The sequence below is a fragment of the Streptococcus sp. HMSC070B10 genome, from assembly GCF_001808665.1.
Classification (GTDB): domain Bacteria; phylum Bacillota; class Bacilli; order Lactobacillales; family Streptococcaceae; genus Streptococcus.
The window spans coordinates 156,011-178,063 of record NZ_KV794215.1; the positions used below are offsets into that span (position 1 = coordinate 156,011).

21 protein-coding genes are annotated in these 22,053 nt (G+C 35.8%); 15 read left to right on the plus strand and 6 right to left on the minus strand.

Annotation, left to right across the window (positions count from 1 at the left end):
* Nucleotides 1-175 precede the first annotated feature (175 nt).
* The 5 genes from HMPREF2613_RS10130 to HMPREF2613_RS10150 are packed head-to-tail and all read right to left on the minus strand — an operon-like array spanning nucleotide 176 to nucleotide 2,343.
* Complete coding sequence (locus HMPREF2613_RS10130; protein WP_070480226.1) at nucleotides 176-652, minus strand: glutathione peroxidase; 477 nt, start codon at nucleotides 650-652, stop codon at nucleotides 176-178.
* Complete coding sequence (locus tag HMPREF2613_RS10135) at nucleotides 649-1,227, minus strand: DUF3278 domain-containing protein (protein WP_070480228.1); 579 nt, start codon at nucleotides 1,225-1,227, stop codon at nucleotides 649-651. The genes HMPREF2613_RS10130 and HMPREF2613_RS10135 overlap by 4 nt, the downstream gene beginning before the upstream one ends.
* 26 nt (nucleotides 1,228-1,253) lie before the next feature.
* Nucleotides 1,254-1,580, minus strand: a complete 327-nt coding sequence (locus HMPREF2613_RS11845; RefSeq protein WP_061864526.1) for a hypothetical protein — start codon at nucleotides 1,578-1,580, stop codon at nucleotides 1,254-1,256.
* A gap of 10 nt (nucleotides 1,581-1,590) precedes the next feature.
* Complete coding sequence (locus HMPREF2613_RS10145) at nucleotides 1,591-2,133, minus strand: DUF3278 domain-containing protein (protein ID WP_070480230.1); 543 nt, start codon at nucleotides 2,131-2,133, stop codon at nucleotides 1,591-1,593.
* A gap of 15 nt (nucleotides 2,134-2,148) precedes the next feature.
* Entirely contained in the window at nucleotides 2,149-2,343 is a 195-nt protein-coding gene (locus HMPREF2613_RS10150; protein WP_001082470.1) for a helix-turn-helix transcriptional regulator, read from the minus strand.
* A gap of 166 nt (nucleotides 2,344-2,509) precedes the next feature.
* Here HMPREF2613_RS10150 and rsmH point away from each other — a divergent pair, with 166 nt between their 5' ends.
* From rsmH to mraY, 4 genes are read left to right on the plus strand one after another with little or no spacing between them, the layout of a single operon-like run.
* Nucleotides 2,510-3,460 carry a 16S rRNA (cytosine(1402)-N(4))-methyltransferase RsmH gene (gene rsmH / locus HMPREF2613_RS10155; RefSeq protein WP_000159432.1) on the plus strand — a complete coding sequence of 317 codons (951 nt, stop codon included), beginning with the start codon at nucleotides 2,510-2,512 and terminating at the stop codon, nucleotides 3,458-3,460.
* A gap of 9 nt (nucleotides 3,461-3,469) precedes the next feature.
* Nucleotides 3,470-3,787, plus strand: coding sequence for a cell division protein FtsL (gene ftsL / locus HMPREF2613_RS10160; RefSeq protein WP_000227824.1), 318 nt, complete (start codon nucleotides 3,470-3,472; stop codon nucleotides 3,785-3,787).
* Between the two features lie 3 nt (nucleotides 3,788-3,790).
* Entirely contained in the window at nucleotides 3,791-6,043 is a 2,253-nt protein-coding gene (gene pbp2X, locus HMPREF2613_RS10165) for a penicillin-binding protein PBP2X (RefSeq protein WP_070480233.1), read from the plus strand.
* A 1-nt stretch (nucleotide 6,044) separates the two neighbouring features.
* A complete protein-coding gene (mraY, locus tag HMPREF2613_RS10170; protein WP_070480235.1) occupies nucleotides 6,045-7,025 on the plus strand; it encodes a phospho-N-acetylmuramoyl-pentapeptide-transferase in 981 nt (326 codons plus the stop codon).
* 447 nt (nucleotides 7,026-7,472) lie between these two features.
* Here mraY and esaA read toward each other — a convergent pair whose 3' ends face one another.
* Entirely contained in the window at nucleotides 7,473-10,223 is a 2,751-nt protein-coding gene (esaA, locus tag HMPREF2613_RS10175) for a type VII secretion protein EsaA (RefSeq protein ID WP_070480238.1), read from the minus strand.
* A gap of 180 nt (nucleotides 10,224-10,403) precedes the next feature.
* On the opposite strand from esaA, the gene HMPREF2613_RS10180 reads away from it, so the two are divergent.
* The 11 genes from HMPREF2613_RS10180 (at nucleotide 10,404) to HMPREF2613_RS10230 (ending at nucleotide 22,006) form a co-directional block, all read left to right on the plus strand.
* The gene (locus HMPREF2613_RS10180) at nucleotides 10,404-10,694 is read left to right on the plus strand and encodes a WXG100 family type VII secretion target (protein ID WP_049492928.1); all 291 of its coding nucleotides are present in this window, start codon (nucleotides 10,404-10,406) and stop codon (nucleotides 10,692-10,694) included.
* A 494-nt stretch (nucleotides 10,695-11,188) separates the two neighbouring features.
* Complete coding sequence (locus tag HMPREF2613_RS11180; protein ID WP_061590471.1) at nucleotides 11,189-11,446, plus strand: hypothetical protein; 258 nt, start codon at nucleotides 11,189-11,191, stop codon at nucleotides 11,444-11,446.
* A 9-nt stretch (nucleotides 11,447-11,455) separates the two neighbouring features.
* Nucleotides 11,456-12,655, plus strand: a complete 1,200-nt coding sequence (gene essB, locus HMPREF2613_RS10190) for a type VII secretion protein EssB (protein ID WP_061590470.1) — start codon at nucleotides 11,456-11,458, stop codon at nucleotides 12,653-12,655.
* Nucleotides 12,656-17,089, plus strand: a complete 4,434-nt coding sequence (essC, locus tag HMPREF2613_RS10195; RefSeq protein ID WP_070480240.1) for a type VII secretion protein EssC — start codon at nucleotides 12,656-12,658, stop codon at nucleotides 17,087-17,089.
* Between the two features lie 183 nt (nucleotides 17,090-17,272).
* On the plus strand, nucleotides 17,273-17,668 hold the full coding sequence (locus tag HMPREF2613_RS10200) for a YwqH-like family protein (protein WP_070480241.1): 396 nt from the start codon (nucleotides 17,273-17,275) through the stop codon (nucleotides 17,666-17,668).
* A gap of 7 nt (nucleotides 17,669-17,675) precedes the next feature.
* Nucleotides 17,676-17,960: a variable surface protein mvspG gene (locus HMPREF2613_RS10205; RefSeq protein WP_070480243.1), complete on the plus strand. Its 285-nt coding sequence runs from the start codon at nucleotides 17,676-17,678 to the stop codon at nucleotides 17,958-17,960.
* On the plus strand, nucleotides 17,957-18,610 hold the full coding sequence (locus tag HMPREF2613_RS10210) for a DUF4176 domain-containing protein (RefSeq protein ID WP_070480246.1): 654 nt from the start codon (nucleotides 17,957-17,959) through the stop codon (nucleotides 18,608-18,610). Before HMPREF2613_RS10205 ends, HMPREF2613_RS10210 begins: the two co-directional genes overlap by 4 nt.
* A complete protein-coding gene (locus HMPREF2613_RS11850) occupies nucleotides 18,600-20,102 on the plus strand; it encodes an LXG domain-containing protein (protein ID WP_261674014.1) in 1,503 nt (500 codons plus the stop codon). Before HMPREF2613_RS10210 ends, HMPREF2613_RS11850 begins: the two co-directional genes overlap by 11 nt.
* A gap of 1 nt (nucleotide 20,103) precedes the next feature.
* Nucleotides 20,104-21,105, plus strand: coding sequence for a hypothetical protein (locus tag HMPREF2613_RS10220; protein WP_070480248.1), 1,002 nt, complete (start codon nucleotides 20,104-20,106; stop codon nucleotides 21,103-21,105).
* Complete coding sequence (locus HMPREF2613_RS10225) at nucleotides 21,102-21,551, plus strand: hypothetical protein (protein ID WP_070480250.1); 450 nt, start codon at nucleotides 21,102-21,104, stop codon at nucleotides 21,549-21,551. The genes HMPREF2613_RS10220 and HMPREF2613_RS10225 overlap by 4 nt, the downstream gene beginning before the upstream one ends.
* A complete protein-coding gene (locus tag HMPREF2613_RS10230; RefSeq protein ID WP_070480252.1) occupies nucleotides 21,551-22,006 on the plus strand; it encodes a DUF5085 family protein in 456 nt (151 codons plus the stop codon). The genes HMPREF2613_RS10225 and HMPREF2613_RS10230 overlap by 1 nt, the downstream gene beginning before the upstream one ends.
* Nucleotides 22,007-22,053 lie beyond the last annotated feature (47 nt).

Below are 22,053 nucleotides of genomic sequence, written 5' to 3' on the forward strand. Positions count from 1 at the left end.
TGTTATCTTAATCTTTAAAATAACCTAAAAACCTTAACATAACAAATATACTAAATTGTTCCAAGAAATGCAATAGAGAAAGTAAACCTAATTTAAAGAAATTCTTTCACTTTTTAAAGAAAAAAATACATCCTTTCAAGAATTAAACTGAATGAAAGAATGTATTCAAAAAAAGTCAGAGTAATTTTTGTATCGCCTCTTCAATTTGTTTTGGGTCTGTTTTTGAAGAAAAGCGTTCAAAAACCTGCCCATCTCGACCGATGAGAAACTTAGCGAAATTCCATTCGATTCGTTTTCCTAGTGGACCAGATTTCTGGTCTTTCAACCAAACATATAGAGAATCTGCTTCTTTGCCGTTGACCTTGATCTTGGCAAAACGTGGGAAGGTGGTCTGATAATGTAGGCTACAGAAGGCGTTGATTTCCTCTGCGCTACCTGGTGCTTGTCCCATAAACTGATTGCAAGGGAAGTCTAAAATCTCAAATCCCTGATCTTGATAGCGGTCATAGAGTTCTTGGAGTCCTTGGTACTGGGGCGTTAAACCACATCCGGTAGCAGTATTGACAATCAAGAGAACCTTACCACGATAGGCATCTAGTGAGATTTCTTGCTTGTCTTGGTTTAAGACTAAAAAATCGTAGATTGAGGTCATTGTTTGCTTTTCTCCTTCTGGTTGGTATGTTTAGGAGTTTTTTCCTCCTGTAGGGATAGAAATCCGTAGGTCAGAGTTCCAAAAATGCTACCGATAATCAGGCCATACATCAGTAAAGGAACACTTTTATCGAATTGCATGAGGAGCTTCACAAAATCTGAAAGGGACATCTGCTGAACGAAGACTTTATGAAAGATGAGTAGGATAAAGAGGCCAATCTGAAGACCGATAAACACCACCCAGCTTCGGAATTTGATTTGGCTCTTGCTGTAGGTTTTAAGGATGATTTCTGACTTGTCATCTTTTTCCAAGTGGAGTTCTTTGACGGCTCTTTGAGTTTTTAAAGTAATGAAAAAAATGAGTCCAGAGTAAACGTAGGGCATGGCATAGCGAACGGCTTCTATGAAGCGTCCAAATAACAGATAAAACAAGAAGAGGAAGAAGGAAGAATAAACGATTTGGACCATGGAACGGGCACAAGCCTTGTAGATAATCTCTTGCCGGCATTCATCAAAAGGGCCTTGGATGTGAAAGAGATTTCGGAGTAGGCGAGTGGTTAAGTCTTCTTTTTTCATGATAGTAACCTCCTAAATGAGCGGTTTTACTGACTTTCTTTTACAAATTGATAGAGATGATAAAGATAAGTGATTGAAGAAATGCTCGCGATAGTAAGCAGTAAATAATATTTCCAATTGCCTGATATGAGCATCAGTTGTGGCAAAGATAAAATCATAAAGCATAGTGCTAAGTTGAGTATACGTGTTTTTGGGGAGTCAATCTTTAGATAGGTTAGTCCTTTATTAAGTCCTGGAAAAAAGACTAGCACGAGGAATATCTCTCTGATTGGCAAGTTCCCTGAAACGATGATGAAGATGAGCAGAGAAGCAAACAAAAGATGATAGGTAAGTAAAGTTATTAGTGATTTCATAGGGCACCTCCTAATCCTCATCTTGATTTTTCTTAGCTTTAGCAATGCGACGGGAGATGAGGAACTGTATGCTTGCTCCGAAGAAGATAGAACCGAGAATGCTTGATACACCATTTCTTATAGTGAGGAGAGAATGAAAATAGTCCTGACCTTCACCTATGAGTATACTGAGAAGAGGAGTTATAAAAAACATCCATAGACCAAAGAACAAACCTGCTTTAAGACCTGGGTAGTATAGTTGCTTGCTTTCTTTCTCATTCAGCATATCTGGATCAATAGCTGTAATCCCTGTTTTTTTCATTTGGTAGGTGACATAGCCAGCAGCGATGAGGGCAATCACTAGAATCAGAGGAGGATAGATTAGAGCCACTTCTTGAGGGTATTTATAGGCCAGAAGGAGTGGAATAAGATTTCCGAAAATCATCAGATAAAAGAGGACGATAAAGACTTGGTTACCGATACGATCGGCCTCACGCCGTTTGTATTCGTCAAGGGGACCAGAAATACCGTATGTGCGTTTGATGAGTTTTTCAGTGAAGGTTTCTTTTTTCATGAGTTGGCTCCTTTTTTAAAAATCATCCTCCCAAAAGAGACTGTTTAGGTCAGTTTGGAGGCTGCGGGCGAGATTGAGACAGAGTTCCAGGGTTGGATTGTACTTGTCGTTTTCAATCATATTGATGGTCTGTCTCGAGACACCGATATCCTTGGCTAGCTCGAGCTGGGAAATGCCCAGTTCCTTGCGAAATTCTTTCACACGATTCATCTGGACTCCTTTCTGATTTGTGTCGCATATATTTGACTATATTATATTCTTCTATGAAATAGATGTCAAGCATATTTGACATATTTCTTAAAGAAATCTTACTTGTTTTTGGTCTATTTGTCTGACTAGTGCAAGCTAGTCAGATTTGTGGTAAAATAGATAAGATATGACAAAAGAATTTCATCATGTAACGGTCTTACTCCACGAAACGATTGATATGCTTGATGTGAAACCTGACGGTGTTTACGTTGATGCGACCTTGGGTGGAGCAGGCCATAGCGAATATTTATTAAGTAAATTAAGTGAAAAAGGCCATCTCTATGCCTTTGACCAGGACCAGAATGCCATTGACAATGCGCAAAAACGTTTGGCACCTTACATTGAAAAGGGGATGGTGACTTTTATAAAGGATAACTTCCGTCATTTACAGGCACGTTTGCGCGAAGCTGGTGTTCAGGAAATTGATGGAATTTGTTATGACTTGGGAGTGTCTAGTCCTCAATTGGACCAGCGTGAGCGTGGTTTTTCTTATAAAAAGGATGCGCCACTGGACATGCGGATGAATCAGGAAGCTAGTCTGACAGCTTATGAAGTGGTGAACCACTATGACTATCATGACCTGGTTCGTATTTTCTTCAAGTATGGTGAGGATAAGTTTTCTAAACAGATTGCGCGTAAGATTGAACAAGCACGTGAAGTCAAGCCAATCGAGACAACGACTGAGTTGGCAGAGATCATCAAGTCGGCTAAGCCTGCTAAGGAACTCAAGAAGAAGGGCCATCCTGCCAAGCAGATTTTCCAAGCTATTCGGATTGAAGTCAATGATGAACTGGGAGCTGCAGATGAATCTATCCAGCAGGCTATGGATATGTTGGCTCTAGATGGTAGAATCTCAGTGATTACCTTCCATTCACTAGAAGACCGCTTGACCAAGCAATTGTTCAAGGAAGCTTCAACGGTTGAAGTTCCAAAAGGCTTGCCTTTCATCCCAGATGATCTCAAGCCCAAGATGGAATTGGTATCCCGTAAGCCCATCTTGCCAAGTGCAGAAGAGTTAGAAGCAAACAACCGCTCGCATTCAGCTAAGTTGCGCGTGGCCAGAAAAATTCACAAGTAAGAGGAAAAAATGGTAGATAAGAAAGAAACAACCAGTCAATTCTTGCAGAATCGTATAAAAAAATTCTCACGTGTGGAGAAGGCTTTTTATCTTTCCATCGCTTTTACGGCTCTCGTTTTAGCAGTGAGCATTATCTTTATGCAGACACGACTCTTGCAAGTGCAAAGTGATTTAACAAAAATCAATGCGCAGATAGAGGAGAAGAAGACAGAGCTGGATGATGCTAAGCAGGAAGTGAATGAATTGATTCGTTCCGAGCGCTTGAAAGAAATTGCAGATAAAAAAGATTTGAAATTGAATAATGAAAATATCCGAACAGCGGAGTAAGATATGAAATGGACAGAAAAAATAACCCGATTTGCGATAAAAAATCGTAAATCTCCAGCAAAAAACCGTAGGATAGTTGGCAAGTATCTCAGCTTTTTAGCTGTTGCCCTTTTCGGCCTCTTTTTGGCCAATTTTGCTTATATTATCGCAAAAGGTAATATATTTGGTACTGACTTGGTAAAAGAGGCTAAAAAGGTTCACCAAACAACCCGAACAGTTCCTGCCAAACGTGGGACTATCTATGACCGAAATGGAGTGCCTATCGCTGAAGATGCGACCTCTTATAACGTGTATGCTGTTATTGATAAAAAATACAAGTCAGCAACTGGAAAAATTCTTTATGTAGAGGATTCGCAGTTTAATAAGGTAGCTGAAATCTTCCATAAGTATTTGGACATGGATGAAGCTTATGTGAAAGAGCAACTGGCTCAACCAAATCTGACCCAGGTTTCCTTTGGTGCAAAAGGAAATGGGATTACCTATGCCAATATGATGGCTATTAAAAAAGATTTAAAAGATGCTAGTGTGGAAGGGATTGACTTTACAACTAGTCCTAATAGAAGCTATCCTAATGGTCAATTTGCATCATCCTTTATTGGTTTAGCGCAACTCCATGAAAATGAGGATGGTAGTAAGAGTTTGTTAGGAACATCTGGTCTGGAGAGTTCGTTAAATACTATTCTTGCTGGGACAGACGGTATTATTACCTATGAAAAAGATCGTGTAGGAAATATCGTACCAGGTACTGAAGAAGCATCTCAACAAACAATAGACGGAAAAGATGTTTATACCACGATTTCCAGTCCTCTTCAATCCTTTATGGAAACCCAAATGGATGCTCTTCAAGAAAAGGTTAAAGGTAAATATGTGAATGCAACACTTGTAAGTGCTAAGACAGGTGAAATTCTTGCAACAACACAGCGCCCGACATTTGATGCAGATACTAAGGAAGGGCTTACCAAAGACTTTGTTTGGCGAGACATTCTCTATCAAAGCAATTATGAACCTGGTTCAACAATGAAAGTTATGACTCTAGCCTCTTCCATTGATAACAATACTTTCTCAGGTGGTGAATATTTCAACAACAGTAAATTGGAAATAGCAGATGCTACTATTCGAGATTGGGATGTTAATGATGGTTTGACGACTGGTGGGATGATGACTTTCTTACAAGGTTTCGCTCACTCCAGTAATGTTGGAATGAGTCTACTTGAACAAAAAATGGGAGATGCTACTTGGTTGGATTATCTAAACCGCTTTAAGTTTGGGGTGCCGACGCGTTTTGGTCTGACTGATGAGTATTCAGGTCAATTGCCTGCAGATAATATTGTTAATATTGCCATGAGTGCATTTGGTCAGGGGATTTCTGTAACGCAGACCCAGATGCTACGTGCTTTTACAGCCATTGCCAATGATGGGGTTATGTTGGAACCGAAATTTATAAGTGCTATTTATGATACTAACAATCAGTCTGTACGAAAGTCTCAAAAAGAGATTGTAGGAAAACCTGTTTCCAAAGAGGCAGCAAGCACAACTCGAAATCACATGATCTTAGTTGGAACGGATCCTTTTTACGGGACCATGTATAATCATCTAACAGGGAAACCAATCATAACAGTTCCCGGACAAAATGTGGCAGTTAAGTCAGGTACTGCTCAAATTGCGGATGAGAAAAATGGAGGATACTTAGTTGGTGCAACTAATTATATATTTTCAGTTGTATCAATGAATCCGGCGGAAAATCCTGATTTTATCTTATATGTGACTATTCAGCAGCCTGAGCATTATTCAGCTGTCCATTTGGGAGAGTTTGCCAATCCTATTTTAGAACGAGCTTCAGCTATGAAAGAATCTCTCAATCTTCAATCTCCTGCTAAGAATTTAGATCAAGTGACGACAGAATCTTCGTATGCAATGCCTAGTATCAAGGACATTTCACCTGGTGATTTGGCGGAAACCTTACGCCGAAACATTGTTCAGCCAATCGTTGTTGGTACTGGAACAAAGATTAAAGAGTCTTCTGTAGAAGAAGGAAAAGATCTTGCACCAAACCAACAAGTTCTCCTTTTATCTGATAAGGTAGAAGAAATTCCAGACATGTATGGCTGGAAAAAAGAGACTGCTGAGACATTTGCTAAGTGGTTGGATATTGAATTGGAATTTGAAGGTTCAGGTTCTATCGTTCAGCAACAAGATGTTCGCGCTAATACCACTATAAAGAACATTAAAAATATTAAATTAACTTTAGGAGACTAATATGTTTATTTCCATCAGTGCTGGAATTGTGACATTTTTACTAACTTTAGTAGGAATTCCGGCCTTTATCCAATTTTATAGAAAGGCGCAAATTACAGGCCAGCAGATGCATGAGGATGTCAAACAGCATCAGGCAAAAGCTGGAACTCCTACAATGGGAGGTTTGGTTTTCTTACTTGCTTCTGTTTTGGTTGCCTTCTTTTTTGCCTTATTTAGTAACCAACTCAGCAATAATGTTGGTATGATTTTGTTCATCTTGGTTCTTTATGGTTTAATCGGATTTTTAGATGACTTCCTCAAGGTCTTCCGTAAAATAAATGAGGGGCTAAATCCCAAACAGAAATTGGCTCTTCAGCTTCTAGGTGGTGTCATTTTCTACCTTTTCTATGAGCGCGGTGGCGATATGCTTTCAGTCTTTGGTTACCAAGTGCATCTAGGGATTTTCTATATTGTCTTCGCTCTTTTCTGGTTAGTTGGTTTTTCAAACGCAGTCAACTTGACAGATGGTATTGACGGTTTAGCGAGTATTTCCGTTGTGATTAGTTTGTCTGCTTATGGAGTTATTGCCTATGTGCAAGGTCAGGTGGATATTCTTCTAGTGATTCTTGCCATGATCGGTGGTTTACTCGGTTTCTTTGTCTTTAACCATAAGCCTGCTAAGGTCTTTATGGGAGATGTGGGAAGTTTGGCTCTCGGTGGAATGCTGGCAGCTATTTCAATGGCTCTCCACCAAGAATGGACTCTCTTGATTATCGGAATTATTTATGTCTTTGAAACAACTTCGGTCATGATGCAAGTTGGTTATTTCAAACTGACAGGTGGTAAACGTATTTTCCGTATGACGCCTGTGCATCACCATTTTGAGCTTGGAGGATTGTCTGGTAAAGGAAATCCTTGGAGCGAGTGGAAGGTGGACTTCTTCTTTTGGGGAGTGGGGCTATTAGCAAGTCTCTTGACCCTAGCAATTTTATACCTACTGTAAAAAAATAATTTAGTGTTTCGATTGTATGACACGAAAACGGACGATGGTAACGTATACAGATAGTCTAGTAGATAATATAAAGGAATAAAAATTTCTAAAATAATGATATAAGATACTTACTCAAAGTATAATACGAGTTAAGTAATAGAATGTGTCTAATGTCCGATTTTTTTAGAAAATCTAAAAAATGATTGAGTAACATTATTATCATCAGGGTATATTTAGTTGGAATCTTGTAACAGAAATTCAAGAAAGTGAAGAGTTCATTGTTCTAAATTTCAAAAAATTTAAAATTGAAATATTTAATATCATGATAGACTAAAAGAGAGAATCAGTGTGATTCTCTCTTTTTTTATTATGTGACGATTAGTCCGTCTCGCTCCTCTAGGTGCGAGACAAAAAACCACCCGCTATGCGGGTGGTCATGATTATATTTTTATAAAGAAATTATTTTTTCTCCTTTGTTAACCAGTAGGTAATTCCAGCTGATGTAATTCCAGAAACAACAACAGCAACAATTACCCATAATCTGTTGTTTTCTACAGAAATAGGCGTAGCATAAGTTTCTTTTTTGGTTTCTATAGGATTTGATAAGAAACTCATAACATTTTGGTTAGTGGTTCCTCCGTCACGGATATTTTTCATAACAGTTTTGAAGGAATCTGCATAATTTCTATTTCCTTGAATAACATTTGCTTCAGTAGTAATCAATTCGTTTGTTGTTGAAACAGTGCGGTCAATATTATCTTTAATCGTTTTAACTTGGCTATTAAATTGAGTGAATTGATCTTTCATTGTTCCAACAGCTTCATGATTCTTGTTAGTTATTTTTGAACTATCAGAAGTGATAGTAACTAGTGATTCAATAGATTTATACAGTTGCTCAGGTGTATAAATTTTAACCTTTAATTGATTGTTGTTTGATTCAGAAGTTGAATTTGTAATTTCAAGTTGTTTTTCTTTTGTTTCTTTCCATACCTTATATTCTTTTGATAAAGATTCAATTGATGCATTATACCAATTTGTTAAATCTGTGATTTTCACTTTGAAATAATCATTTGGTAAATCTGCTTCATTCAATTTTGGTATTTCACTTGTTATTTTTCTTAACGAATTTGAAGTCCCTTGAATTTCGTCGAGTAATTCAAGACCAGATTGTTTAAATTGTGTGATTTGTTTATTTGAAAGTTGCGATTCAATATCTTCACGATTGATATTACCATACATATTATAAACTGAATCAGGTGATAAAGCAGAAAAGTTTATAGAGCTACTGTTTGGATTTCCATAGATTGCTTTAATCATTCCTGCAGCTTGATTAATTTTACTTAATTTATCAAAAATATGTGTTAAATCCTTTTTAACAAGTACATCTGATTCCTCTTTATCACTACGATAGATGGTTTGTTTTATAGGGATTATTGTGTCTCCGATGTGTATCTCAAAAGATATATCATTTTTTCCATAATGTGGCTCAAAAGTATAGGAAATGGTCAATTTATAGGTCTTATCATCAGCAATAACCTGTTCACCATTTACTAATTTAGCATCTCCGGTAACTGAAATTTTAGCCTTAGGTGATATGTATTTTGTTTCAGTTGATGTTTTTGTTTCAGTTGACGTTTTTGTTTCAGTTGATGTTTTTGTTTCGGCTGATGTTTTTGTTTCAGTTGATGCATTAGAGATTTCAGGTTTTGATTCTACATTTAAAGAGGAAGCATCACTTGGGGTAGAAATCTCTGTTGTAGCAGTTTCTTGCCCTGCTTGAGGAAGTTTAACTGTGATAGGGATTTCTTCGGTAATTTTATCTAATTTATCATTTTCTGTTGTTAAAAATTCAAAACTAGGCAAGCCGGTTATAGGTGTAAATTTTTTATCAAATTGAGAATAGTTCTCAATTAAAGTTAGTTTTGAAGTATATTCATTAACTTGATCAGGGGTTAAGACTTTTAATTTCTGTAATTTAGCAAATAATTCTTTGTAGTCAGACATTTGGATACTAGTTTCTGATAGTGTTGAACGAATCATATCTTGATAAGTGTCAGGTAAAGAATTTTTTACTTGTAGGCTATTGTTTATTTGTGCTGCAAGCGTTGCTTTGGATTCAGAAGTTAAATCCGATTTAGTATCCACTCCTTCTTTTCCAAAGTAAAATAACTCTACTTTTTTCTTCTCTTTTTCTAATTCAGTTTGGAGCTTCTCTAATTCAGTCTTTTTATCATTTGTTTTATCTCGATAATCAGAAATAATTTTATGGTAATTAGAAATCAAATCTTCAAATTTACTAATTTCTGATTTTTGAGTATCATTATTATTTCCAAATTGAGATAATGATTTTGATGCAGAATCATTTATCTTTTCTACAATTTTAGCAGTTTCTTCATATTGATCTTTTAAAATCGTATTTGTTGTAGAGACATTTTGTTTTGAATTTTCTATTTCTCTATTAAAATTACCTTCAACATCTTTAAGTTTTGTTTGTAAGTCATTACCCGTACTATTTAAAAGTTTTATAACTGATTCGGAGAAATTTTTTTGAAGTTCCTCGAAGGAAGAGTTGTTTTTTTCTAAACCAGAAACTAAATCCATAGTACTAGTAATAGATTGGCTAGCTTGATTGGATGGTGTATAGATATACTGAGAAATTTTAGAGTGTGTTCCTGATTGCTCATTGACAATGTTTTCAACATTTCTTTTCGCATCGTCTAAGTTGTTAATGACACTCGAAAAGTACATTTTGATAACGTTTTGATTGATTGTATTCAGATGTTCTCCGACACGTAACTCTACATTTTTAGATTTGACAGGATCTAGATTCGATTTTGTTTTATATGCTATCTTTGCTCGGTCTGGGTTAAAGCTTTCCAGCTGAGCTATTTTCTCTGAAAATTGTTGTTCTATGTATACAATGACGTCAACAGAACCATTCTCAAATCGATTTTCAGCGACATTGCGAGTCATAACTGTCCATTGGTTTGAGCTATCTTTGGATAATAATGTTGTAAAATCATTCCCTAAATTATACGTGTTCCCATTTAAAGATCCACCAGTGTCTTCATTTACTAAAGCAATATTTAATTTACGGTCATTTACTTTATTAGTTATTGAAACTTCTTGATTTTTTAAGTAAACAAAAGCAGCACCAGAACCGACCAATAATGTTACAAAAATGCTACCACCTATGATTATTTTTTTCATACATAAACCCTTTCATTTATAGTTTATTATATCACTAATGTGAATCTGAAACAAGGGGCGATTTGAACTATTAAGTTTTAAATTTTTTGGGGTAATAATGGAATATAGTGTAATAAAATGATAGACAAATAATAAAATATATGATAAAATAATAAAAATAAAAATTAAAGGAGAATACTAATGTCAGTAATTAGTTTAACCCCAGAACAGTTACAATCTCAGGCGGCAATTTATCTTAGTGCTAAAGAACAAATTGAACAGGCAGTACAAACTGTTAATCGAACAAATGGCGAAATGGCATCACAATGGAAAGGTCAAGCATTTAATGCTTACCTTGAGCAATACAACCAGTTGTATACACATGTTCAAAAATTTGAGGAGCTTCTAGTGAGCATCAACCAACAATTGAACAACTATGCTCAAACAGTAGCTGAACGTGACCAACAAGATGCACAAAGCTTTGGTTTGTAGTTAATTTTGAGGAGCGTCAGGGGAACTTGACGCTTATTTTTATTTTATGATGAAGAACATTAAAAAGTACCTATTAATTCTTTGTATAGTATTTCCTGTGTTAGTCTATGCAGACGATGGTAGCTTAAAACTTGATACAGATATCATTACAAATAGTACACAGGAAACGGTCAAAAATAGGATAGAATCCAAATATGCTCCAAATTTATTTTTAAATCGTACCCAAAAGGTTGTGGACCAGAAAACTCAAACAACCAAAGAACTTATACAGGGAGCAGAACAGACTATATTTACTGATGGTGAAAATCACTCTATTTATCGTCTAGAAACTACTGTTGTCCAAACATCATTGTTTAATCAATACACTATAGAGGAGAAATCCTCTTTTAAACAAAGGAATTATTCAATTTTTAAGGATTGGATGGGAAATGTATTTACCAGTTTTTTCTTACTGTTTATGGTTTTGTTGGGAGTCTATTTAGGAAGGAAATGGCATGGATTACGAAAAAATAAAGTTAACTCTAGACTATAGAGCAAAACAAATAGATATTCTAGTTTCAAAATCTCTAACTTGGTTAAGATTAGAAGAATTACTAAAAGATACCAAAGTTAGAGAACAGTTGAATTTACCTCTAAATAGTTCGTTTTGTTTCAAACTTAGAAACAAACAAATCCATATCGAACCAATGGATATCTTGGCTGTTTATCCAGTTAGCGATGGAGATTATATAGAGATTGAGGATGTATCATAGGAGGAAAAAATGTTTGAAGCAGATCGACTAGAATTTGTGAGAGAAGACAATCAAATATCAGTTCAAATTTCTTCATCAGGTTATCGTAGAGAGCAACTTGAATTGATTCAAGAATATTGTCCAGTAGAAATAGTACAGAAAGACGGAGTTCTTTCTTTGCAGTATAAGATTCCTGAGTATTTTAAAACTGTTAAAGAAGAAATTTTAGAAAGAACTACGGAACTTGAACGTTTTAGTTTGGCACAAAGTATGTCTGTATTAGTTCGTTCTGAAAATGATTATAAAATTCCGTACATTCATCCTGAAAATATCATTATTTTTGGAAGTAATGTACAAATGTTACACTATGGAATTGAAAAATTACTTGCACCTCAACAGTATAGTTCTGAATTTTATCTAGAATCTTATAAAGCTTTAATGATTTCTATTTTACTACCTAAGATAGATTTTGAACTAGCCATCCATGGGATTGATGCAATAAAGGAAAAGGTGGCACAAGATATTATTCCCTTAGAGAGTGTAGCTGATGTCAATAATTATATTGCAGAAAAGTATGCCAAATTATCAGAAGAGAGTTCAAAAGCAAATTTGTTGGTTAACAAGAAAAAATGGAAGACTTTGTTAATAGGGGGAGCTTTACTTGCTACAACCACACTTGTCTTAAGCTTTGCAACTTACAAATCTATGTTTAAAGATGGGCCACTAAAATCATCAGTCATTATGGCACAATCAAATTTCATGCGAAAAGATTACTCTGAAACAGTTGAATCATTAAAAAATTATGGTACAGAATCATTGCCCAAGGAGGCCAAGTATATCTTAGCAGCAAGTTATGTCCGTTTAGATAGTTTGAGTGATAAGCAAAAGGAAGTTATTTTAAATACGATTACAGAATCAACAGATGATACAATTTTTTCTTATTGGATTTATCTTGGACGTGGAAAATTTGAAAAAGCTCTAGATGTGGCACAAAATATCGGGGACACGCAATTGATTTTACATGCTTATACAAATCTATACGAGTCAGTTAAGGCAGACATCAATATGAATGGTTCTGAAAAACAAAAGAAACTTGAAGAATATGAAAAGAAAATAAAAGAACTTTCTGCTGAGATTGGAGAAGCTACGACAAATAGTAGTGATACAAAAGTATCTACTGAAACAACAACTCCTAAAGACAACCGAACAAAAGAAAAGAGTGAACGATAAATGAAGGCAAAAAAGCTAGAATATGATCATCAGCTGGGAGACCAATTAGGAGAGCTTCATAAACCTCTTTATACCTTGTTGATTGAACAAGATAATCTAGAGAAAATAGATTTGTTTGAAGGACAAAAGGTGAAGGTCGGTACTAACGAGTATACAGTAGAAGGTAGAATAGTCTATCGAAATGGTAAGACTTTAGAAAGAGGAAAATCTACTTTTGATAAAGAGATTGTAACCTTGTTGGTTCCTGAGGAAGATATTTTTATCAGTTATATTTTCCCACCACAGCGATTTATTTGTAGCAAGAAAGAATCAGCTGATATTAGTTGGAAAATTTCGAACCAACTTATTTTTTCAAATAATCAAGTACAGGTTACACTTGGGGAATCTCCGATTTATTTAAATGACCGTCTAGTCAAAGAGGGAGGACTTTATCCGTTTGAATTAGGGAACCGAATGAAGGTTTCTAATTATTTTATAGAAAAAAGAAAGAATCAGTGGAAGATTGGATGTCTCTTCGAAGAACCGCAATTAAATAGGAATCAAATTCTGATACAAGAAAAAAATAATGAGTATCCGATGGATTTTCCAGAATATAGAAGGAGTCCCAGAGTTAACCCTATTATCCATAGCGGGAAAATCATTATCAATCAACCTCCTCAACCGATTAGACTCCCTAAAAACTCGCTCATCAGAGCAATTGTTCCAGCTTTAGGAATGTTTACTTTAACTGCATTGAGTTCAATTTGGACAAAAGGTAATCCTGTAATGATGCTAGGGATGGGGGGCTTTAGTCTCCTGACAGCAGCGACAACTATGAGTCAGTATTTTGAAGAGAAAAAGGATACCAAGGAACAAGAAAAAAATCGAATTCAAGATTATGAGGCATATTTATTAAACCAAGTATCTGACTTAGAAAAATACTACAAAGAAGAAACTAGTATTTTACATTATAATCAACCGTCAATCTCAACCATTACTGAACTGATTGCAAAGTATGATTCAAGAATTTATGAGAGAATGGACTATAATGAAGATTTCTTACAGGTGTCTTTGGGTTTAGGAGATAGGTTAAGCCAGCTAGAGCTGCAAACAAATTTTGATGAGCAAAGTAAAGATGAAATATCGCAGTTTGCTCGCACAGTCTTGCAAGACTACAGTTTGCAAAAGAAGGTTCCAATTACTGTTAATATTTTTGAAGCGACAGTTGGTCTTGTTGGAAATAGTGAAGTAACTAGGACAGCTGTATATAACATGCTTTTACAGATGGCAATGTTTCACAGCTACTTAGATGTTAATTTTATCAATCTTGTTCAAGAACAGAGATATGAGAAAGATTGGTCTGAGTGGCGATTTCTTCCTCATTTCAATATGCAGGAACGAAATATTCGTGGTTTTGTCCATGATGCCAGAAGTCGTGATGCCGTTCTAAATTCGCTTTACCGTATCATTCAAAAACGTTCTCAAATCAAACGTGAAATGGGGGAAAAAGATGCGCGCTTTAAACCCCATTATGTCTTAACGATTATGGATGACTCCCATTTACTTGGCCATAGTTTGAATGAGTATCTAGCCAAAGATTTGACAGAGTTGGGTGTAACAGTCATTTGGGTGAAAGAGGCACGTCGTCTTTTGCCAGAAACTATCACAACTCTAATTGAATATAAGAATCAAAATTTAGGTCAAATCATTAATGATGAGGGTGCCTATAGTGCTCAAACCTTTATTCCCTACCCGATGTTGGATTGCTATGAAGATTCTATTCGTACTTTAGCAAATCTAAAACACATGGAAATAGAGAAGAACACGATTCCTAAATCCGTTACCTTTTTGGAACTCTACCAAGTCAGAGAAGTTGAAGAGTTACAGGTTGCGACTAGATGGTCCAAAGCGGATACTTTTAAAACGTTAGCTGTGCCATTGGGATTGCGTGGGAAGGATGACCAGGTGGAGCTCAACTTACATGAACGTGCACATGGGCCACATGGTCTTGTAGCAGGAACTACTGGTTCAGGTAAATCTGAGATTCTTCAGTCTTATATATTATCCATGGCTGTAAACTTTAGTCCAGAGGATGTTGGGTTTCTTACGATTGACTTCAAAGGTGGAGGGATGGCGAATCTTTTCAAAGATTTACCACATATGCTTGGGTCTATTACTAACTTAGATGGAGCTGCTAGTGCGCGTGCCCTAGCTTCTATCAAAGCAGAGTTACAAAAACGCCAACGTCTCTTTAATCAATTTGGTGTTAATCATATCAATGGATATACTAAATTATATAAGGAAGGCCAAAAAGCTACTGACAAATCAGGTTATCCAGAAAAACCATTACCTCATCTGTTCCTTATTAGTGATGAGTTTGCTGAATTAAAAGAACATGAACCAGAATTTATGACAGAGCTGGTTTCGACAGCCCGTATCGGACGTTCGCTTGGAGTCCATCTAATTCTTGCTACACAAAAACCATCAGGGGTCGTCAATGATCAAATATGGTCAAACTCTCGTTTCAAACTAGCTTTGAAAGTGTCAGATGAGTCTGATTCAAATGAAATAATCAAAACACCAGATGCGGCGAGCATTACTGAACCAGGACGTGCTTACCTACAAGTAGGAAATAACGAAATCTATGAATTGTTCCAGTCTGCATGGAGTGGTGCACAGTATGCCCCACAAACAGAGGGAGTTCAAGAAGTTGTTGATGAACGAATTTGGTTGATAAATGACCTAGGACAATATGAGTTGCTATCTGATGACCTATCTAAGGATGAAAATTATATTGCTGATCAGACGGAAGAAATCACGGAACTCTCAGCGGTTGTAAACTATATAGCAAGAGTGAGTAAGACTGTTCCTTTCAATCTGCCAGATAAACCGTGGTTAGAACCTTTAGATACAGCCATCATATCCCCTCAAACAGATATTCACTGGACCGATGAAAAAGTATTGGCCGTTCCCTTTGCTCGAATGGATATTCCGACAGAACAACGTCAGAAGGATTATCATTTTGATTTGGAAAAAATGGGGCATACAGTTTTCTATGGTTCACCTGGTTTTGGGAAATCCCTAGCTCTTCAAACTCTAGTGCTAAATCTCGCTCGCTTGAATACTCCAGAGCAAGTACAAATCAATCTATTTGACTTCGGAACCAATGGACTCTTGCCATTAAAAGATTTACCTCATGTAGTTGATTTAACAAGGTTTGATGAAGAAGAAAAACTGGTTAAGTTTTTAAAACGTATTGACCAAGAGTTGAAGATTCGTAAGGAGAAGTTTGCCATCTATAATGTAGCAAGTCTTTCTCAATACGAACAAAAATCAGGTGAGAAACTCCCTGCTATTCTTACTATTTTTGACGGGTTTGATACTATAAAAGACACAGCGCTAGAAGAAGCTATTGAAAGTATGATTAACCGCCTCCTACGTGAGGGAGCAAGTCTTGGATGCTATGTGATTTTGACAGCACTCCGCTCAAATAGCCTTAAAATCAGTATGTCAAGCAATATTACCTCGCGCTTGGCCTTTTACCTAGTTGATGAAGGAGCTTCTAAGGAAATTATAGGACGTGATGCTTTAATTCAGCAAGAAATTTTTGGCCGTGCCCAGTTGAAAGAAGATATTCCGTATGCCATTCAGGTTTATCTCCCGATAAGTGGAGAAGGCGATATTGAGCGTCTATATAACTTGGAGGAAGAAGTTAAGCTGATTGCAAGAAGCTGGACAGGAGTTTGCCCAGAACCAATTCCAATGTTGCCAAATGAAGTGACGCTTGATGAGTTTAAACAATCAGCTACAGTTCAAGAGATGATGCAACAAGGTCAAATCCCAATAGGATTTGATAAAGAAACGACTAAGGTAGTAAGCTTTAATCCTAAAGAACATGGCTATTTTGTCATTATGGATGACACACCACAGCAAACAGAACTACTGGAATCAGTTTTATTAATGGCATTTGAAAATTTGAATGGGCAAGCTCAACGTATTCTTTTTGATATTGACGGACGTCTTGCAAATCCAGATAGTTTTGATTCAATCATCTTGTTAAATAACTTTAGTACGGCATTAACAGATCTTGTCAGTGAAATTGAACGAAGACTACAAGGTGGTGATAATCAAATGATGTTTGTCTACATGCCAGACATTCATACCGTAAATGAAAAAATGTTACTTTCTGCAAATGTGTTAGAAACGATTATCAAAAATGCCTCTAAAGCGGGAGTTTACTTTATTTTCCATGGCTATCAGAAAAATATTGAAAGTAAATTTGATGAGTTTAGTAAGCGATTGCGTGCAAATATGCCTGCAGGTATATTTGGTACTAGATTTATGGATCAAGGAATGATTAAAGGTAAATCAGATTACAAAGAAACTCTTTTAGAAGTTGATGAAACTCACTTCTTTGTTGGAAGAGAAGTTTGCAGAATAAAATTACCAAGATAATCTCAGCAACCCTTCACACTTGAACTTGCTAAGAGCCATTCCCCAAAAGTTAGCTATAGGAGTTTTCACTTTTGGGGAATGATTCAAAGGGTGTAAGTTTAATCTTAAGAATATCTATACGGGGTGTTGATTCTACGCAAAATATGTTAAAATGAATTATATATTATAAAAAGGAGAAGGGAAATGGGGTCGTATTATAAACAAATTGCGGCTAGATTTCGTCGACAAGCTGCTGAAGCTCGAATAGAAAAAAGTTTAGTTGATGGGAAAATATCTAGATTAAGAAAAGCTAGCAGTGCTTTAGCAAGTGAGATACAGTCTATCGATAATCGTGCAAGATCTTTAGGTCAGATTCTTCCTTTAGATTCCTCTAGTTTTAAGGGGAGTCGTCAGCAAGATTTTGAAGGTCATTTTTATAATTTAGGAACCGATATAACTAATTTTCGAGATGGCCACAACAATAATAAAACGACTATAGAGGACAAGATACGAAGTCTGGAAACTCAATCAAGTGAACTACAGTCTGCAATAGCATCTTATTATCATCAGGCTCGTATCTATGAATATATGGAGGATTAGGGAGAAAATGGTAGATACAGGTGTAAATCAATCCAGTTGGAACACTATTACAAGAGGTGTTTCTACTTCAACTACAGGAATCGGTAAACTAAGTGATATGGGGTTTAGTCACACAGATCTTACCCCTTTTACCACTTTTAATGACGTTTTGGAGCACTTTAACAAGTCTATTGTTACTTTAAAAAAATTCACCAGATCAGACGCGCTAAAAATGGAACAAGCAGGTCAGAATAAGCTAGATGATGACGCTCATGGAGCAGGAGTTATTGCATCAGGAGGTCTTCGACCATGAAGGAAGAACAAATGATTTTATTCGACCGAGCTTTGTCTAGATGTAACCTATCTGAAAAGGAGCAGGAAGTATTGACAGCGGTAGCGATGACCTTATCAGGACATCCAGATGTTTTTCGGGCGTGTTATATAGCTTTTATGAATGACGAACCAAGCTATCATTATCATCCAATGATAGGGGCGCCGTTGGAATTTTTCTATGAAAAAGAACTAGTACGGATTCTGCGTCTCCAAGAAGAAGTTATCCTACCTCGTTCAGTTTTTATCCAGTATGCTTCCTATGTGGATCTCTGTTTAAGTCGCATCTATCCTTTGGGTAGTATTGTCGAACTTGATCGTGAGCTCCTTCCTAAGGATTTGGTTGAGTCATTTGAAAGCGAACAGATGGACTTTTTTGTAGTCATTTCAGGTCGCCGAGTTGATTTGGATAATGGTCATTATATGGACTACATCGGTCATGGCTATCCATTTGGATTACGCTTTGACACTTCACCCTTGTTTTTAAGTAATCTCTTTATTAAGAGAGTGGTATCAGAAGGGTATTCGGATACGGTGGATGAACACTACTGCCAAGAAGCTCTGCGTAAGGACTATCTAGACGCAGGACTGATTTCCAGTGTTTATGCAGAGGAGGAAGTAAATGAAGATTGATGTATCCGAAGTTCGAGTTCAAAAAGAGTTGTTAGTTATTTCGGTAAATAGTATCAAGGAACAGCTGTCTGTTTCGAGAAGTCGTCTATCAGAGGTCGTTTCAACTGATAGCCTCAAAGGGGCAGTGAAGGATGCCATTAACCAGAAAGTGACCAACTATCAGATACCACTGGTTGATAACTATGTCAATACCCTAGATAGCATTGTCGATCGTTATGATGGACTTGTGAAGCTCTTTCAAGACACGGTGTCAGAGACCGACAACAGTGCCATTATTAAGACAGAATACCTAGAACGTATCAAGCAACGCATGAAAGATCCGATCGAGGGATTAAAGAGCAGTTCCAGTAAGACACAAAATATCTATGCAGGGATTAGCGATATCCTAACGTTAACGAATCCTAGTTTGGATAGTGTGAATACGAGCTATAGTGAAGCAGTCAAGAGTTTAGATGATACCATAGAGAACATGGAAGCTTTTAATAGTGTTCTTTTAAAGACAGATACCTTTGACCTTATCGATATGCAAAATAGTGAAATCGCTACCCTATCAGGTTATGCCTCTCTTCCATATGGGAACCCCGCATCGAGAAATTATTATAATCGAACTCAGTTTAAAAACTCAGTTTCAGAGATACACACAGCTATCCATAGCAACTCCAAAGCTGTGAAGTACCAAAATGCTCTCGCAAAACAGCTTGCAGAGTCTAAGTATAGTGGTACGATAATCTCAGAACAGCAAAAAGAAATTTCTGTATCAAAAATTAGTGAATTTTTTAATCTAACTCTTCCTGAAGCAGAAGATGTTGCCGATTATATTAAATCAATGGGGGAAGCTATCGTTACCTATCGAGGAGCAAATATTTTTCTTAATGGTATAGAAATAACAATGGATAGCCAAGGAAGAATGAGATGGGGCAATAGATTCCTTTTCAAATCTAATTCTGAATATCTATACCGTCATGGAATTAATTTTCAAGATGCTTCAGGAATTGATTTAAAAAACTACCACTACTCTGGAAATTTAAAAGGTATCGCTCGTTTTAGTGAAATGGGGAAAGCAGGCTGGAGTGGTTTCAAAGAATCTGTTAATCCATTAAATGATGCTAAAGGCTGGAGAGAGGTAGGGAAATTTGGCAAAACGTTTAAATTAGCTGGAGGAATTTTGACAGCTATAAATATCTATAATAATTTTAGGGAGAATGTGGATATGTCTGATGGTATCTCGGCCAAAGAAGCGCGGGACTTTACGATTGATACAGCCGTAGATATTGGATCAGGGGCTGCAGCTGCAGGCATGGGTGCGGCTATTGGTTCAGCATTTTTACCTCCTTTAGGAACTGTTATAGGTGCAGGTGCAGGGATTGTAATCAATTATATTATGAATAATGCTAATTTTGGGAATAAGAGTATAGTAGATCACGCTAAAGATGGTGCTAAACAGATAGGAAATGCTTTAGGTGACTGGCTTGATTCTATGATTGGAGGTTAAAGTGAAAGAAAAGACAGTGAAAGAAGTTGAAGAATTAAATAAAGCATATTTTAAAAGCTTAGCGAACACTCGCGCATCAGCAAGTATGATGTTTATTTCGTTTACAGGAGTATTTATATTATCTTTAATTATTTGGGTTTTTTCCTGGTATTTAAAAGAGTTTTTATTAATAAATCCATTAACTTATTGGTTTTTTGATCTTATCATTTTCTTCTTACTTTATTTAATTGTTGCTTTTTTTATTCCATTAGCAGGAATGTTTGCATATAAAAGACAAATTTTAGCAACTTTTTCTCTGATGATGGTTTATATTGGAATATACTTTTCATTACAAATGATGTTGCTGATAATTTTTGTAACATCAATCTCGACGAAGGAATTTTCGCTTGGATTCCCTAAGTATTCTCCAATTTTTATTCCATTTTTGTTAATTTCTACAGTTTGTGGCTTTATTTATCAATATTTCTGGTTAAAACGCCAGTTAAAAAAAGGTTTCTCTGTAAATAGGACGATGGGGAATTATTTTGCTAAATCTAATGCATATGGTAGAAATTCTCTTTACATCATTTTTGGACTTTCTATGTTGGCTGCCATACTTTCAGGTAAATTGATACTCATTTTTTTCATTCTTATTAGCTTACTTTTTAGTTATGCTTTCCCTCAATTGATCATTGAAGTAGCCTATCTATTATATCTTAAAACTCAAAGCAAGGAATATTGGGAAACAGAGCCACGAGGAGATGTTAGTTTTAAAAAATTGTTGAAGAGATTCAGTCTCAAGAAAGCAAAAATTCGTATTCCTATTGAAATAGTGTCATTTGTAATTTTTGTTCAAATTCTTTATAAATTTGGATATACGGATCAGGTAATCAGACATACACGTTGGATGCTTTGGCTTATCAGACTATTTATAATCACAATAGGATTGGATATTTTGGGAAGTTTTATTCTTTATGTCATAAAAAAAGTAAATACTAGATTCAAAAAAGGACAGAAAAAATGAATTTTAAAAAAAGAGAATTAAGCCTTACAAATTTAATTGGTTTTAGATTGGAATTAAATCCCCAAGCTACTTTCTTTGATCGTTTGATCTCAGATTCTAAGGGGTTTAAACTCCAGATGATACAAAACGGATTTTATGCAGATAGTCCAATATTTTACAGTTACAATCCAATGAAAACTGTTCAAGATGTTCTTGTGTTTACGACAGTTGGGAATAAACTTGAGATAAAGGGAGAAAATACTTCGGGTATTTTCTTTCAGGAATCATTAAATTTTACAACCGATTTTTATTATCGCCATTATAATCAAGAAGAGCCAATCCCATATGAAGAAATCGAAAAAGAAATTTCAAAGTTAGGATTTAAATTAGTAAATATTATTCATGTCGTATTGGATCTTTATGGAGACTATGTAATTGACATGTATTGTGAGGTTGAAAAAGATTGATGAAACTACCAGAAAATGTTGTCAAAGTTAATAAAATTGCGTTTCAAAATGTGGTTAGACAGAGACTATCATTTCATTACAGTGAGATGGAAGAGCATTTGGAGCAGTTTATAAAAGGAATTGTAGAAGCGGGCTATCAATTAAAAGGCCCGTTCTTTTACAGTTTGAATAACGTTCCGTTAAATGAAGTAATAGAAATTGAGTTATTTATGCCTATATCCAATGATGTATTTAGTTTAAAAGGTTATAATTTTTCAACTTATTTTGAAATTAGCAATTTATTAAAAACGATTATTAAAGGAGACCTTAAGACTTTGACAGAAATAGAGTATGCAAAATTAATAATAGCACTGGAAGAAAGTGATTTGGAGATGGTAACCCCTTTTTATCACGTGGTTCCCAAAAACGGCTTAGAATATTTAGAATTATTGGTAGGCTATTCCGAAAATATTTAGTAATGTAACTGAAGGTCGATAACTATATCAATACCTTGGATAGTATT